Raw genomic sequence first — 15932 nt, forward strand, 5'->3', positions numbered from 1 at the left:
GCGTCATTCCCGCGCCTCCACCTTCTGCGTTGTGTAGGAGATCGGAATCCGGCGCAGCGCCAGCGGCAACGCCTCCCGCACCGCCTTTTCCAGCTTGGCCTCAACCAGCTTGGCCCCCTCCAGCGGCGTGCCGGTCAGCACCACGCCAAAGGAGGACCCCTGATGACCAAAGTCACAGGCCAGATCGGTGTCGCGCAAACTGTCGCGCACCGCGCTGCCGATGGCGCTGGCCAGTTCGGCGCGCTGGGCGGCGGACAGGCGCGACAGGCCGGACGGGCGGATGGTGATGGAGGTGGTTTCAAACCCCATGCGGCGGCCCAGCAGAGCCAGAAACTCCGCCTGACGCCCGATGAAGTGGGAGGAGTAGAGCGAATCGTCGGTCATGATCCGCTGTTCGTTGGCCAGGCTGTATTGGCGGGCCTTGGCCAGCGCCGTGCCAATCCATTCGCACAGGATGCGGAAATTCTCCACCGTGTTGACGCTGAGATCGGTGAAGCCCATGCTTTCGATCTTGATCATGCCAACCACCTCGCCGGTGTCGCTGCTGATGAGCGGCCCGGCCAGCACGCCTTCACCGTTCAGGATGCGCTCGTCCTCCGCCCGGTTGACGCAGAGCTGGCGTTGCCGCCCGACCACCCGCTCGAACAGCGCCGATCCGTGATCGAACCAGCGGGCGTAGCCGTCCTGCTCGTCGTCCCAGCCCTCGTTCGTCACCGATTCCAACACGTCGTTGTTCAGCAGGAACAGCGAGAATTTGTCCGGCTTCATGACGGTGCGGACCAGATCGGCCACGCCCAGCATCACCTCGCCCTCGTCCAGCTTGTCGATGGCCTTGGCCGCCTGATAGAGCGTGAAGACGGTGCGCAACTGCCCGGCCACGCGGGTTTCCAGATTCTCCTTGACCGATTTCAGGGCGCGGTAGGATCGGGTGATCGCCTCCGATTCCCTGCGGGCCATCGCCAGATGCAGGCGCAACTCGTCGCGTTCGCGGATTTGCCGCATCCGCAACTCGCCGATCAGCACCCCCGACACCAGCCACAGGATGGGATCCCGCGTCAGGACGTAGAGATGCTGGTACAGATCCTGGTTGAGCGTGGGGTCGGGCACATTGCCAAGGCGCAACGCCGCCGCCGCCGCCAGAGCCGCCAGCACGCCCTCGTTCGTCCCATACTGGACCGCCAGCAACAGCACCGGAATCCAGAAGGGATGCGGCTGGATTCCCTCATAGCGCAGACCGCTGCCAAAGGCCCAATCCCCGACCAGCATCACGGCAAAGAACAGGCCCAGTTCCAGCAGGGCGATCCGCCGGAAGCCCAACAAACGGCGCGGCGCGACCGACGGCGCGCTCTCCGGCATTGAGTCAGCGGCTGGTTGGTCGGCCGGTGCTGTGGTGGTGGCGTCGGTCATCGCCGCATCGGCCCCTTTCTCTCACTCACCCTTGGGCGCAAAATCGGGTTCCTCCCGACCGCCAAGGCTTGAGAGCGGAACAACCGGCTCGGACGGTGTGGGGAATGTGGCGGTCGGTTGCATCGGTACCGCCATGGGCACCACCGGTTCCGCTGCACCCGAACGACGCGCCTCCGCGTCGCTTTCCACCGCGTCGCGCAGCCCGTTCACCATGCGGGCGACCACCTGTTGGGCCACGTTGTTCACGCTGTCGCGGGTGAAATAGCCCCGACCCGCCGCCGATTGGCTGGAGGCCCACAGCACAACACCGTCGGCGGTGCGGACCAGACGGGCGTTCAGCCCGACCACCGGCTCCTCCCGCAGCCCGTGCTGATAGCCGTATTCCGACACGCTGCCGATGACCACGGCGTCGGCCCCCAAGGTCCGCCCCAGCGCCTGGGCGTGGGTGGCGTCGGTCAGCTTCTCGCTGTCGATCCTGGCGGCGGCCATCTGGTTGCGCACGCGGCTGGATTCCGCCACCCGGTACAGGTTCAGGCCATAGAGTTCGGTGGACAGCAGATCGGCGGCGATCTGCCCGGCGTTGGGGTGGTTGGTCAGATTTTCAAAGGGCAGCACCGCCACGCTGGCCCCGGGGGCCAAGCTGTCGCCCGCCCGCGCGAAATCCCGGCTGGTGGTGCGGCCAACGCTGCACCCCGCCAACCCAGCCGCCAGCAGCAGCGCCAGCCAAGGCCGCGCCCGCTTCATGGTCCATCGCTGCGTCATGGCGCTTTCCCCCCGCATCCGTTCCACATCCATGCTCATGTCCGCCCTCAATAGCGCCACATCAGATAACCGCCCGCCGCGTTGACCGCGCTGGCGGTCCCGCGCGCGGTGGATCGGGCGTGGCTGGCGCGCAGCCCGATTTCCAACGCGTCGAGCGGTTCCCACACCAGCGACACCGCCCCCTGCGGTCCGCTTTTTCCCCGCCGATCATAGGCGTACCCGATTTGCGCGCTGTAGCGCACATAATCGGCCAGCCAATCCTCCACCGAAAGCAGGACGGCGTGAACCTCGCGCGTCGCCACCGGCACCGGCGCGAAAAAACTCAAGGTCGGCAAGGGCGGAGGCACCGCGTCATCGGCCAACGCCTGCGGCGCGGGCAACGCCCGTGCCCGCTGCACCCGCCGCCCCACATATTCGGCGTCCAGGGCGTAGACCAGGCTGGTCAACGGCCCCTCGCGATTCAGAACATAGCGCAAGGATGCCTCCACACTGCCCGACCGCGCCAGATCGGCGTCACCGGCCAACCCATACCGGTTGTAACCGGCCCCCAACGTCAGATTCCAGCGGTCGGACAGCCGCGCCTCGTGCTGGACGAACAGGCGGTCGCGCCGCCCGGCGCTGACGATGCCCTCCAGAAAGGCGAAGGTCGGCTCGTTCCACGCCGCGCCGATGCGGGTTTCGGACTCGTCGCCCTTCCAACCGTGGGTCACGCCAACACCCAGCACGCGGCGGGCGGCGTAAAAGGTCAGATCGGTGCGCTCCAACTCCGGCCAATCGTGCGACAGGGTGAACTCCATGCGCTGACGCAGACCATGAAAGGGGGCCGGAGTTCCGTCGCGGCGTTGCACCGCGTCAACATCGACCAGACGGTTTTCCAGCGCGTAGCGGATGGTGCTGCGACCGGGCAAGGTCATCACCCCGGTCAGGCGCTGGATCCGCTGCACATCGGCTGCGCGAACATGCTGCCAATCGGTGTCCAGCCGTGCCCGGTCGCCGTTGTCGTACAGCAAACGCGCCTTGCCCAGCACCAGGGAGGGTTCGTTCGGCGTCAGATCAAGGGCGGCGTCGTACGCCGCCACCGCCTCGCGCCAGCGGCCCAGCCGCTCTTCGGCCTGGGCCAGCAGGGCGGTGGATTGAGCGTCGCGCGGGCCGCTTTGGGCCTTGTCGCGCAGCAGGGCGCGCGCCTGGCGCGTTTGCCCGCCTTCGAGCAGGGTCAGGGCCTTGAAGTAATCAAGACGTCGCTGCGCCACCCGGTCGGCCAACGCGGCCCCGGCGGCGCGCGTGGCGGTCATCTCCCGGGTGAAGGCGACGGTCACGCCGGACCGGTCGGCCACCACATCCGCGCTCACATCCGCCGACAGCAACAGCAGCACGCTGTCATACCCGTATTGGACGTTGTCAACCCAACCCTGCAAGCGCCCCGGCACCGCGTCGAGCGCCACCCCACCCAGCGGACGGCTGAAGCGCAAGGTCAGTTCCCGCCCGTGCCGCTCCACCTCCTCCGTCCTCACCGATCCCGGCCAGCGCAGAACGAAGCGGGCGCGGGATCCCTCCGCCACCGCCTCCACCTGCGCCATCGGCGGCGGGGTCTGCGACCGGCCCGGCAGGATCGGGGTGGCCGCGATCAACAGCAGCAACCCGATGACCACACGCTTACGGAAGGCCGAGAACACGGCGCGCCTCCGGCAAACGGCCATTTTCGACGAGCAGCGAGACGAAATCGGCGCGCAACTGCTTGTCGTCGGGCCGCTGACGGCGCAACCCCTCGAACAGCGCCACCGCATCGTCCACCTTGCCCAACCGGTTCAGCAGATTGGCCTCCGTTTGCGTCACCGCGTCGCTGCGGATCCGAGCCGCGCGCAATTGGGCGAGCGCGGTCTGGTAAAAGGGCGTGGCGGCGGCGGGCCGTTTCAACGCGGTCAGGGCCTCCCCCAGAAAATAATAGGCCTCGTAATCGTCGGGCGCACGCGCGACGAAGCGGCGCAACAGCCGTTCGGCGTCGAGCAGCCGGTTGTTGTCATAGGCGGCCATGCCCATCTGGCGCAACGCCTCGCCATCCTCGGGCCGCTGGGTCAGCAGAGCGCGCCACGCCTCGGCGGCCGCAAGACGCTCCCGCCCCTGGTCGGCCAGCCGGGCGAAACGGCGCAGGCGCTCGGGATTGCCATCGGTCGCGGCGGCGGCGCGCACCGCCTCTCCCAGTTCACGCGCCTTGCCCAGCGCGGCCAGCGCCTCGATGTGGGGGACGCGCAGATCAGGGTCGGTGGGGCCGCCCGCGCCGCCCAAACGGGCCAAGACCCGGTCGGCTCCCCCCGACTCGACCAACGCGCCGTACCACGCCGCCTGATCGGCGGGGGTGGTGGCGCGGCGGGCGCGCTCCTCCAGCCAATCGAGCGCGGCGGGCTTCGGGCGCGGTCCCCACAGAAAGGCCAGTTGGCGGGCGTCCTCGCTTTTCGGCCCCTGCCCGGCGGCGAGCGGGCGCAACACCTGCTCGGCCCCGGCCTTGTCCTGAAGGTCGAGCAGGGCGAACACCACGCCCCGGCGCTCGGCGATGGGCAGGCGGGCGTCGGTCCCGCGCGCCACCAGATAGCGCCGCAACTCCGCCTTGCGCCCCAGCTTGGTCAGCGCCTCGCGGTAGAGCGAATCCCAGGGGGCGGTCAGGCTGGTGTTGGCCAGTTGGCGCAGCACCGGCAGGGCGCGGTCCGGTCCGGCGGCCTCCAGCAGCAGAAAGGCGCGCTGTTCCCGCCCGGCGGGGTCGAGCGCGGCGTCGGCCAGTTGCCGTTCCAGCAGATCGGCGAGATCGCTGAGCGCCCCCGCCTGCCGCGCGGCGTCGGCGTAGGCGAACAGCCACTCGCCCCCCAACCGCTCCGCCCGCCGACGCAGCACCGGCAGGGCGGCCCGGTACGCCTTGCGGTCGAGCAGCGCGTAGACCAGCGCCTGCTCCTCGGCGTCGGACAACCCGCCCCGGTCGAGCTTGGCGGTCAGGAAGCGGGTCAATTCCTCCACCCGCCCGGTGGCGTCAAGCGCGCTGAGATAGGCGCTTTCCACCTCTGCACCCAGACCCGCCCCAAGGTCGGCCTGAAGCGGCAGAAGCGCCGTCAGATGCGGCAGCGCGTCGCCCGCCCGCCCGGCGGCCAGCAGGGCGGACGCCAGCGCCAGACGGGCGCGCGGCGACGGGGCCATGGCGTACAGCCGTTCCGCCGCCGTCAAGGCCAAGGCCGGTGCGCCGCGCTCCACCGCGCTGGCGGCGATGTCCTGCAACAGCGCGGCGTCGAGTTTCGGATGGGCGTCGAGCCACGCCGCCACCGCCCGAAGGTCGCCCACCTTCGCCGCCAGCCGGACCCAGGCCAAATCCGCCGCAGCGGATGGAACGGCGGCACGCCGGGCGGAAAACCACGCCACACCGGCGGCGGCGCGGTCGAGGTCGAGGAACAGCGCCCCCAGCTCGTCCAGCAGATCGTCGGCGACGCCGTCGGCCAGCGGCAGCCGATCAAAGGCCGCCGCTGCCGCGTCGCGCCGTCCGGCGCGGTCCAGGATGCGGATCGCCGCCAGCCGGTCGGGCACGGGTTGGTTGACGTCCTCCGCCCCGCGTTCGGCCCAGCGGATGGCGGCGGCGGAATCGCCGCGCCCCAGCGCGATGTTGGCGGCCAGGATCGGGCGGTCGTTGAGAAATCCGTCGCCCAGTTCCCGCACCATCCGGTCGAGAAAGGCGCGGTCCTTGTCGCGGTAGGCCAGTTCGGCCAACCCCGCCAGCACCCAATCGGGAACCAACCGCAGATCCCGCCCCTGGGCGGTGGCCGAGGCGGCGCGCTCCATCCCCGCGTTCATCTGCAAGGCAAGGAGGCGGCCCAACGACGCGTCGTCCACCGGGCCGCTCAGCGCCTTCAGCCGGGTCTGCGCGTCGCCGATCCGCTGGGCGGCGATCAACAAATCGATGGCGGTCAGCTCCAGCGCCAGCGGGCGGTCGGGACGGGCTGTCTGCGGTTCGACCAGGCGCAACCCCAGATCGGGGCGGGCGGCGGCGGCGAGTTGGCTCGCCAGACCGATCAGGTCGGGCACGCTGGGGTTTTCACCCAACCAGCGCTGCGCGCGCTGGAACGCGTCCTGTTCGCGGTCCAGGTCGATCAGCAGGCTCATCAGCAATTCGCGGCTGTCGGCCTCGATGGCCCCGTTGGCGCGGTCGTCGGCCTTGCTCAACCACGCGATCGCCCCGGCGTGATCGCCTTGCGAAGCCAGCAGGGCCGCCAACTCCTGCTGGGTCTGGGTGTCGTCGGGGCGCAGCTCGCAATAGCGGGTCAGCGCCTCGATCTGCACGTCAAGCCGCCCCTGGAAGCCCGCCAGATAGGCCAACTCACGGTGCGCGTCGTCCGTTCCGCGCAAGCGGGCCAGCGCGCGCAGATTGTCCAGATAGTCGCCCTGCCGCTGGGCGTCCTGATACAGGCGGCCCAGCAACTCCCGCCCCTCGATGGAATTCGGGTCCTTCTCGACCAGGCGCTCCATCAGGGCGATGGCCTGATCGATGGTCCCGTCGGCCAGATGCAGCCGGGTCAACGGCATCACCGTTCCCGCGCTGTGGTCGCCGCCGGCAAAGCGTTCCTCATAGACCGCGCGCGCGCTTTCGAAGTCGCTGTCGCGGAATTTCTGCAAGGCCAGTTCCGCTCCACGCGGAATCAGAAGCAGGCTGGCCCCGATCCCGACCAGCAACACCAGCACCGCCACCAGGAGGTTGATTGGCATGGCGGCCCCCCTCAGCGCGGCAATGGCCGGACGCGCAGCGTCACCGGCTCCACCGCCGCCACCGTCACGGACAGGCTGAGACGGTTCTCCGCATCGGTTTCCGCCTCCCCGGTCCACAGGATCCGGCCCGCGCGCTCCGCCGACAGGGTGTAACGGCCCGGTTGCGGCAGCCGCCACGTCATCGCCCCGTCGCCATAGCCCGACGCCGCCACGGCAAACCCCTCCCCCTCCACCGACAGGCCCCAGAAGGCCCACCGCCCCTCGATCAGATAGGGGCGCGGGGCAGCGGGCGGGACATCGCCGCGCTCCACCTCCATCAAGGCCAGGACCGGTTGAGCCACGGCGGGATCGAGCGCCACATACAGGCTGCCCTGATGGTGCCGTTGGCCCAGAACGCCGGTGGAGCGGGTGAAATCCACCGCCGTGACGCTGGCCCGGTCAAACCGCAGGGTGTTGAGCGCGCCACGGTCCCATACCCGCCAGCGCCGGTCCCCCAACGGTTCGAACCGGGTGGAGTAGAAACCCTCGGCGATCCGGGTGTAGGTGGAGGCGGCGACCGGGGCCACCTCCGCCGCGCGGGCGGCCTCCAGATTGCGGCGCAGGGCGTTGACGCTGGCCGTCTTCTGGCCGGAATACATGTGGTAGTAGATGTTGAACGGCTTCAGCCGGATCGGGCTGTCGGTGTTGCGCACCGTGTGGATCAGGTTCTGGAAGCCGTAAAAGCGGTTGGTCCACAGGTCGGTGTAGGTGTTTTCGTTGCTGCCCGCCGAATAGATCTGCCGCTCCGCCCCGACCGGCAGGCCGATGGCCGGAACCGTGGTGATGGATGGGTAATCGGCGTCCAAGCGGGCGTCGCCGCCGTTCATGTTGCGCCCACCCGCCCGCCGCACCGTCGCCAGCGCCGTTTCAAAGGGGGAGGTGTCGCCCGACCATTGCACCAGCGTCGCCACCTTGCCCGGCGGGGCCAGACGGGTGAGGTAGGTCAGCGCCCCGCCGATCTCCTGGTCCAGATCGAAAGGGCGCTGCAGATAGGCGCGGGGCACGGCGTAGCGGCCCAGATCGGCCCCCTCACCCCCGTCGGACGCCGCGTCGTACAGGCCGCGCCCGGTCATGCGCTCCAGCAGGCTGCGCTTCGGCCCTCCGCCCCCTTTCAGAAAGACCGCCTCCTTCTGCGGGGTGTAATCCTTGAAAAAGGCCCATTGAAAGGGATGGGTCCAGGTGTGGCTGGCCGGTTCGACCTGCGGCAGGGCGAACAGCCGCTCGGCAGCCGCCAGCGAGTCCGCCGTTCCTTTCCAATCGGCGTCCAGATCGGCGACGATGGGGGCAACCGACACCGGCAGATCGGGGAACGGCTCCACCGCCACCTTGCGCACCACATCCACCGACGACAGCTTGTCCTTGGCGAAGGGGGTGGCCTCCGTCACGTTGCGCCAGCCGTCGCCGTCGATGTGGCTGAAATACAGCCGCCGCCCCGACAGGGTGGTGACGTCGGGTTTGGGCAGGTCATCGGTGGCGAAGACGGCGCGGAAGAAGGCGAACGGGTCGATGATCCACAGGCGCCGATTGAGTTCGGCATCGTAGTGACGGCCATAGCCGTCCGTCACCAGGCCGCCGGTCGGGCCGGTCACGATCAGATGGCTGTCGCTCACCGGCTCGCCCCCCCGGCGCATCACCAGATGCGAGGTGAACCGGGCGTCGATCTTGCGGAACAGCGGGTAGCCGGGCAACACCCCGATCAAGGGACGTTCATAGCCAACCATCGGCCCCACCACCACCGGGCGGGATTTGTAGGTGAGATCGGAATAGCCATCGTCGTCGCGCAGGCCCAAGCGCGCGAAAAAGCGGTTGGTCAGGGCCAGCGGCACCGGCTTGCCAGCGGACTGGCGAACCCCAGGCTGGCCGAGCACGGCACAGCGCACGCCCTGGTCGATCACCCGGCCCATCCAGGCGATGTAGGCCCCCGCGTCGTCGAACGGCTCCCCGGCAAACCAGGTGATGACACCGCGCAGGCCGGGGTAGCGCGCCGGATCAGGCAGCCCATCGGCGATGTTCCAATAGACCACCGACAGCCCCAGATGGTTCAGCGGCATCTCGGCCATGCTGTGGATCCGGGTGAGGCGGATGGATTTTTCCTCGCGCAGGTCAACCAGGGCCAAAATGGTGCGGGACAGCGTCGGCCCGGGGCTGGCCGTGGTCTCGGCGGCGCGCACGGCTCCGGCGCTCAGCGCAATCAGCAGGCACAGCCAGCGGAGGGCAAACCTCACGGCGGCGGCTCCGCCACCAGCCGGTCCAGTTCGACCACGGAGACATAGGGAGAAAAGCCGTTCGCGCGCTGGCGGGCGTAGATGGCGCGCAGCCCGACAAGGTCCGTCGGATCCCAGTAATCCAACGTCATCACACCCAGGGCCGGGTTGAGCGCGCGGGCGGCGGTCAGCGCCTCCACCTGGAAACGGTAATCCTCCTCGCTTTGCAGATGGGGTTTCTTGGCGGCGAAATCCCACCCGGCGAAGACGCTTTCCCCCAGGGCATAGTCGATCATCCGCGCGGTCTGCGGCAGGATCTCATAGGCGCGGTTCTGCATGATCGGCACGCGCGGCCAGTTGGTGCGCAGCGTGGCGACCAACCGCGCCGCCGCCTCGGTCATGCCGGCCCAGCGCTTTGGGTCGGTGCGCTCCAGATGCGGCGGGTTGTCGAGCGTGTCGAGGAACACGCCGTCGAACCCGGCGTGCAGCAGGGCGGGAACCAACTCCTCCACCACCAGCTTGACCCAACGGCGGTCGCGCAGATCGACGTAGAAGCTGCCCGGCCAATTCGGGTTTTCCTGGTCCAGCAGGCCCCAACCCTTGACGCGGTCGTGCCACGGGCGGTGTGTTTCCACCTCCCCCACGCTGATGTAGCCGAGCAGGGTCTTGCCCCGGTCCTTCAGCGGTCGCAGCGGCGGGTGGTGGCGGCTGTCCAGCACCAGCAGGTCATAGGGATCAAAGGCGCGGGTCGGTTCCCGGTCGGCGTAATAGACCGCCCAACGCTTCGCCGATCCGCCGACGCGCGGCGCAGCACCGCCAGCGCTGGGCAAGGCCATGGCAACCCCCCCGGCCAACGCGCCGCCGACAACCGCGCGCCGCCCGATCACCCCAGCCACTCCAGCGTGTCGCGCAGACCGTCTTCCAGGCTGGTGCCGCAGGACAGTCCGAAGGCGGCGCGCAGGGCCGTGGGGTCGCCGATCGACACCCGGATGTCACCGGGGCGCGCCGGGCCATGGCTGCGGTCCAGCGCCCGCCCTGACAGGCTGGCCAGCACCTCCGCCAGCCGGTTGACCGTGGTCGGAACCCCGGTGCAGATGTTGTAGACAGGGGCACCGGCGCGCGGCGCGTCCATCGCGGCGGTGAGGCAACGCACCAGATCCTTCACATAAATGAAGTCCCGCACCTGCTCGCCGTCACCGTTGATGGTGATCGGCTGGCCGCGCGCAATCCGCCCGGCGAAGATGGAGATCACCCCGGAATAGGGCGATTTCGGATCCTGGCGCGGGCCGTACACGTTGAAGAAGCGGAAACCGGTGGTCGGGACCCCATGGACGCCGTCGGCGACGCGGGCGTGCAGCTCGCACCCCAGCTTGTCCGCGCCATAGGCCGACAGCGGTCGGGTGGCGGCGTCCTCGCGCAGCGGCATCGCCGGGTTGTCGCCATACACGGCGGCGGAGGAGGCGTAGACCACCGGAACCGGCCCGTTCGGGTTGGCGCGGCGGGCGGCGTCGAACACGGCGATGGTTCCCGAGAGGTTGGTGTGGTGCGTCTCCAGCCACGCTTCGCGCGAGCGGTCAACCGAGGCAACCGCCGCCAAATGAAAGCAACCATCCATCCCGGCCATCGCCGCGTCCACCACCGCCGGATCGGCGATGGTCCCGACCGTCACCGGTACGGAGTCGGGCAGATTCTCACGCTTGCCGGTGGACAGGTCGTCGAGCACCGTCACCGCGTGACCGGCGGCCAACAGCCGTTCGACCAGATGGGAACCGATGAAGCCACACCCGCCGGTCACAAGGTATCGAGCCATGATCGCGCTGTTCCTATCGCAAAAGAGACGCCTCGCCCACACCGTTCGGCCCAGGTCTTCCGGTCCCGGATGTTCCCTGTACGCGGCTCAGGCGGCGTTGGATTTCAGGAATTCGGCCACCACGGCCTGGAAGTCCTTCGGCTTGATCGGTTTGGACACATGCCCGTCAAACCCGGCATCGGCCAGACGCCGTTTGTCGGCGGGCGAGGCGAGGTTGGTGACGGCCACCACCGGCGTTGCCTTCAGTGCCGGTTCGGCGCGGATCTGCTTGATGAGCTCCACCCCGGACAGGTTGGGCATGACGATGTCCATCACCACCAGATCGGGGCGCAGATCCCGCATCATGTCCAGAACGGCGCGCGCGTCGGTCGCCTCGACCACGGTGTAGCCGCCCTCCTCCAGGCAGCGGACAAACAGCTTGCGCATCAGAATGTTGTCTTCGACCACCAGAATGGTCGGCGTTGTCTCGACCGTATCCATCATCCCGCCGTTCGGTGACTCTGGCCGAACACCCAAGCGAGTCTGGCCAAGGGATATACACAATCCGACCTAATTTGTACTCAATGCACCGCGCAGGGTCAAGAAGTGGAAGGCAACCAGGGCGCGCAACAATACTCAGAAACGATGATGCGAGGTCGTGAGACATTATTTCGCATCACGATTGCTTGATTGCGGTTTTTCCTGTGGCGGCGGTGGTGGTTTTCCCGCCATGATCCCGATCATTGCGACGCACAAGCGCAACTTTCCAAGGGAGAACCGAGACCGTGACCGCCCCCTTTGTTTTGCACGGGAATCTGAATTCGCAACCGGCCACCCGCATCGCGCTGTATTTCCGGCTGGCGGGCATTCCCTTTTCCTACCGCCACGTTGACCTGCGCAATGGCCAGCAGAAGACGCCGGAATACCTCGCCATCAACCGCTTCGGGCGTGTCCCGACCCTGGTGCATGGCGCGCAATCCCTGTCGGAATCCAGCGTCATCCTGACCTATCTGTCCGAACAGACCGGCAAATTCGGTGGGCACAGCGCGGTGGAAAAGCTGCGTCTGGCCGAATGGTTGAGCTGGCTGGCCGATGTGTTGCTGCCGGTGCAGCGCGCCCGCGCGGTGCGCAAGTTCAACGGCGACGCCAACGCGCTGCCCTGGATCGACGCCTCGGCGGCCACCGGTCTGGCGCTGTTCGACCAGCATCTTGCCGGACGGACCTTCATCGAGGGCGAACGGCTGACGATCGCCGACATCTTCGCCTTCCCCTGGATCGATTTGTTGACCGAATCGGCGGTGGATCCGAACAAGTACCCGAACATCCAGCTTTGGGCCGACCGCATCCGCGCCCAACCGGGTTACGTCCCGCAGTATGAGCTGTTGCCCGCCCACGACGCGGAGCTGTAAGGCGCGGCCTTGCCGTGGTCGGAGGGGAGACGCGCGCGTCTCCCCCTCCCCTTTGGTCTCTACCCGACCAGCGGCAAGGCAACCGTCATGCGGAAGCCGCCCCCGGCCCGGTTTTCAGCGCGCACCCGCCCACCGAACGCCTCCACATTGCGGCGGACGATCCACAGCCCGATGCCGAAATGCCCGGCTTCGGGTGCACCCTGTTCCGCCTGATCGGGCGTCGGCAGGCCGTGGCCGGGGTGGCGTTGGGAGAAATAGCGCTCGAAAATACGGTCGAGATGCTCCGGTGGCACGCCCGGCCCCTCATCCTCCACCACCAACTCCACCAACGCGCCATCGCCCGACAGCCGCAACGCCACGATTCCATCGGTGGGGGAGAAGCTGACAGCGTTCTCCACCAGATTTTCCACGATGGTTTCCAGCGTTTCGTCGCTGGCGCGCACGAACAGACCGGGATCGACGTGCGCCTGCCAGCGCAGGCGGCGCTCCGCCAACACCCTGGCGTAGTCGTCGGCCATCCGCCCGACCAGACCGGACAGATCGACGCGGCGGCGGGCGGGGGCCAGCAGGTCGGCGGCGGCCTCATCCATCCGGCGGGCGAAGGAGACCAGGGAATCCAGCTTGTCCAACGAGGTTTCGATCATCGCCAGCGCCCGCTGGCTGCGGGCGTTGTCGGGCGGCAGGGCGCGACGCAGCGGCTCCACCGACTGGCGGATCACCGCGATGGGGGTCTTGAAAGCGTGGGCGTTGTCCTCCGCCGCCCGGCGCAGGGATCGGGAGCTGTCGCGCAGGGTGTCCACCAGCCGGTCGAAATCCTCCGCCACCCCGGACAGCTCCGGCACACGGTTGCGCGCGGCGAAGGACGCACCTCGACGGGATCCGGAGGCGGAGTCGGTCGCTCCTTCCCCGCTGCCTCCCTCCCCTCCCACAATGTCGCGGGCGAGATCGCCAAAACGGCGCAGGCTGCGCCACACCCCGGCCAACACCGCCAGAACCAGCACGGCCATCACCAGATAGACCACTGCCGCCGCCTGCACCGCCGGGGTGCGCCAATAGGGCCGCCCCAGGGAGGAGGCGACATACCCCTCCGTCGCGTGGCTCGTCACCAGCGCCCAACAGCCGAACGGCGTGGTGATCGGGGTGATGGAAGACAGCACCTCCACCCCGCCGCTGGCGTTGGGCACACGCATGGCCAAGGTGGCGTTGTCGGCGCAACTCGCCCCCAACCGTTCCAGCACCCCCAGCGCCGCCAATTGCCGCCGTTCGGCGTCGAGGTCGGCGGTGGGCAGGCTGGGCGCGGTGGCGACATAATAGAAGCCATCCGCCGCGCCGCCACGCGGGCGCACCAGCAGGCGCAGCCGCGTGCGGTCGTCGGTGAAACGGGCCAAGGCCCCACTGAGCGTCGGCAGGGCGCTGCGATCAGCGACGGCCAGTTCCGGCTCCAGCGCGCGGGCCACCAACTCGCCCTGGCGCTGGGCGCTGGTCAGCAGCAGGCGTTGCGTCGCCTCGTCGGCCCGGCGGAACTGGTCGTAGAGCAGGACCGGAACGGTCAGGAACACCAGCACCAGCAGCAAAAGGCGGCTGGCCAGCGAATGCCACAGCCAGCGCCACAGGGCGGACCGGGCGGTCCGCCTGCCGCGGTTCCCGGTGGCCCGGCCCTCCCCCACCCGGACCTCAGTCGTCACAATCGTCGTGATCCGGCCCCGCCACCCCATCGGTTGACGCGGAGTCGATGCCCCAGCGATAGCCGAAACCGGGGTAGTTCTTGATGCGGTCAAATCCCGGATCGGCGGCGCGGAATTTCTGACGGATGCGCTTGATGAAGGCGCGGACGTTGGCGCGGTAGCCCGATGGCCCGAACCCGGCAACGAAATCCTTGCCGTGCACCAGATCGTAAATCTGGCGGTAGGACACATCCTGTTCCGGTTTGGTCGCCATCAGGCTGACGATGTTGAATTCAGTCAGGGTCAGGTCGATGCGGGTGTCGTTCCAGAAGGCGCGGCTGTGCTCCTGCCGCAACTCCAGGCTGCCCAGCCGCAAGGTGGCGGCACCGCCCGCCTCCTCCGCCCCACCCTTGGCACCACCCAAAATCAGGCTGATGCGTTTGAGCAGGATGGACAGGCTGCGCGACTTCTCAACGAAATCGAGCGCGCCACCCGCCAACGCGGCCTCCTCGTAAATCTGATCCGACAGCACGGTCAGGAAGATCACCGGCACGTCGATGCCGCGTTCGCGCATCTGGCGCAGCACGTCGATGCCGTCCATACCGGGCATGCGCCAATCCAGCAGGACGATGTCGGCGGTGCCGCCCGCCGCAAAATGGTCGAGCAGCGGGGCACCCCGGTTGAAACAATCCACCGCATAGCCTTCGTCGGCCAGATTGAGGCCGAGGGATTCGCGGAACAGGTCGTCGTCGTCCACCAAGGCGATGCGGATCGCCGTCGGCTCAGTCATGACGGACAGCCCGCGCGGGGCCGAGGCCGACGGCGGTGGATTGGGCGAGGAGCTGGGCAAAGCACTGACGATCGGAGTCGGGGCCATTGGGGTTGCTCTTCATGTCATAGGAAAGGGCGCGGAAGTCTTGGGACTGGGTCATGTCCATGAAGAAAAAGACGTCCAGGCGACAGCCGCCCTTGGCATACCGCCAAACGCGGCCCGGTGAGGCCTCCTCCCGCGAAACGGGGGTGCCGAGCAGTTTCGCCATCTCCCCCTCGCTCAACCCGACGAGCGCCTCCGGTGTGGTCGAAGGGGATGGATGCGGAACGGTGGGGGAAGCGGCCAAGGGAGAGGCTGGAGATGTCAGGGGGGCCGCGACCGCCCCCTCGGGCAAGGGGCCGGGTGTCGGCACACCCATGTCCGGCAGCGCTGCGGTTTGCACCGGGGCAGCCGCAACGTTGGGCGGCAGAGGCTTCACCTTCGGCACCGGGGTCACGCCACGGCTGGCCGCCGCTGTCAGACGGGCTTCCGGTAAGGCGGCGTTGGTCGGTGCGGTGGTGCTGGGGCACCCCGCCAGCAGCGGGACCGCAGCCAGAACCAGCACCAGCGACCGGAAACGCCCATGGGGTCCGGTTCTGGCCACCTTGCGGAGGGCGCCCGTTGCGGTCATGCGGTCGAACCTTTCGGAACACAGAGGATCGGACGGATAGATTGGTGCGATGCAAGGTCATTGCAACCGCCCCGGCCAAATCAAGGTCACGAAAATGACCGATTTTTTCCACGACTCTGCGCTCGACGATGGATGATCGTTGGTTAATTGTCAATTAACTTGGCAAAGTAAGGCAAAAATTTGGCAGTCCCCAAAACATGTCATAAATTTAATGTTTAATGTCGATTGTCCCTCATCAGACCCGGTTCTTGTCGGCCATCCGTCGAATTTGGATTGCCCGTCATTCGAACAGGCTATGGCGAAAGACCAGGGCAACCGGCGGGGAGGGATCGGGCGTTGCGGTGGGGACTCTAAAAAACAATCGGCGGCAGGCCCAACACCGAGGGCCTGCCGCCGGTCAGCCGGACGGGCAACGTGTCGCTGCGCCTGGCGCGTGTGGAACGGCCTACAGACGTTGCCGCTCGAACTCCAGCCGTCGTTCC

The 15932-nt window shown here is 68.1% G+C and carries 12 protein-coding genes; 1 reads left to right on the top strand and 11 read right to left on the bottom strand.

Annotation, left to right across the window (positions count from 1 at the left end; genetic code table 11):
* Positions 1-3 precede the first annotated feature (3 nt).
* The 8 genes from EJ903_RS06610 to EJ903_RS06645 all read right to left on the bottom strand — a co-directional run bounded on the left by EJ903_RS06610 (position 4) and on the right by EJ903_RS06645 (position 11439).
* A complete protein-coding gene (locus tag EJ903_RS06610) occupies positions 4-1407 on the bottom strand; it encodes a GAF domain-containing protein (RefSeq protein ID WP_246015254.1) in 1404 nt (467 codons plus the stop codon).
* Positions 1408-1428: 21 nt separating this feature from the next.
* Positions 1429-2208: a GNA1162 family protein gene (locus EJ903_RS06615; protein WP_246015255.1), complete on the bottom strand. Its 780-nt coding sequence runs from the start codon at positions 2206-2208 to the stop codon at positions 1429-1431.
* A gap of 8 nt (positions 2209-2216) precedes the next feature.
* On the bottom strand, positions 2217-3842 hold the full coding sequence (locus tag EJ903_RS06620; protein ID WP_246015257.1) for a tetratricopeptide repeat protein: 1626 nt from the start codon (positions 3840-3842) through the stop codon (positions 2217-2219).
* A complete protein-coding gene (locus tag EJ903_RS06625) occupies positions 3823-6903 on the bottom strand; it encodes a tetratricopeptide repeat protein (protein ID WP_126613325.1) in 3081 nt (1026 codons plus the stop codon). The genes EJ903_RS06620 and EJ903_RS06625 overlap by 20 nt, the downstream gene beginning before the upstream one ends.
* Before the next feature lie 11 nt (positions 6904-6914).
* Positions 6915-9167: a polysaccharide deacetylase family protein gene (locus tag EJ903_RS06630; RefSeq protein ID WP_210211389.1), complete on the bottom strand. Its 2253-nt coding sequence runs from the start codon at positions 9165-9167 to the stop codon at positions 6915-6917.
* Positions 9164-10033, bottom strand: a complete 870-nt coding sequence (locus EJ903_RS06635) for a glycoside hydrolase family 191 protein (RefSeq protein WP_246015259.1) — start codon at positions 10031-10033, stop codon at positions 9164-9166. Before EJ903_RS06635 ends, EJ903_RS06630 begins: the two co-directional genes overlap by 4 nt.
* The gene (locus tag EJ903_RS06640) at positions 10030-10956 is read right to left on the bottom strand and encodes an NAD-dependent epimerase/dehydratase family protein (RefSeq protein ID WP_126613327.1); all 927 of its coding nucleotides are present in this window, start codon (positions 10954-10956) and stop codon (positions 10030-10032) included. Before EJ903_RS06640 ends, EJ903_RS06635 begins: the two co-directional genes overlap by 4 nt.
* Positions 10957-11043: 87 nt before the next feature.
* On the bottom strand, positions 11044-11439 hold the full coding sequence (locus EJ903_RS06645) for a response regulator (protein ID WP_126613329.1): 396 nt from the start codon (positions 11437-11439) through the stop codon (positions 11044-11046).
* Positions 11440-11720: 281 nt separating this feature from the next.
* On the opposite strand from EJ903_RS06645, the gene EJ903_RS06650 reads away from it, so the two are divergent.
* The gene (locus tag EJ903_RS06650; RefSeq protein ID WP_126613331.1) at positions 11721-12344 is read left to right on the top strand and encodes a glutathione S-transferase family protein; all 624 of its coding nucleotides are present in this window, start codon (positions 11721-11723) and stop codon (positions 12342-12344) included.
* Positions 12345-12403: 59 nt separating this feature from the next.
* On the opposite strand, the gene EJ903_RS06655 is transcribed toward EJ903_RS06650, so the two are convergent.
* From EJ903_RS06655 to EJ903_RS06665, 3 genes are read right to left on the bottom strand one after another with little or no spacing between them, the layout of a single operon-like run.
* Positions 12404-14029 carry a sensor histidine kinase gene (locus EJ903_RS06655; RefSeq protein ID WP_246015261.1) on the bottom strand — a complete coding sequence of 542 codons (1626 nt, stop codon included), beginning with the start codon at positions 14027-14029 and terminating at the stop codon, positions 12404-12406.
* Entirely contained in the window at positions 14019-14798 is a 780-nt protein-coding gene (locus EJ903_RS06660; RefSeq protein WP_126613334.1) for a response regulator transcription factor, read from the bottom strand. The genes EJ903_RS06655 and EJ903_RS06660 overlap by 11 nt, the downstream gene beginning before the upstream one ends.
* Positions 14791-15450, bottom strand: coding sequence for a hypothetical protein (locus tag EJ903_RS06665; protein ID WP_246015263.1), 660 nt, complete (start codon positions 15448-15450; stop codon positions 14791-14793). The genes EJ903_RS06660 and EJ903_RS06665 overlap by 8 nt, the downstream gene beginning before the upstream one ends.
* Between the last annotated feature and the right edge of the window lie 482 nt (positions 15451-15932).

Origin of the sequence: Azospirillum griseum (assembly GCF_003966125.1) — a bacterium.
Taxonomy (GTDB): Bacteria; Pseudomonadota; Alphaproteobacteria; order Azospirillales; family Azospirillaceae; genus Azospirillum; species Azospirillum griseum.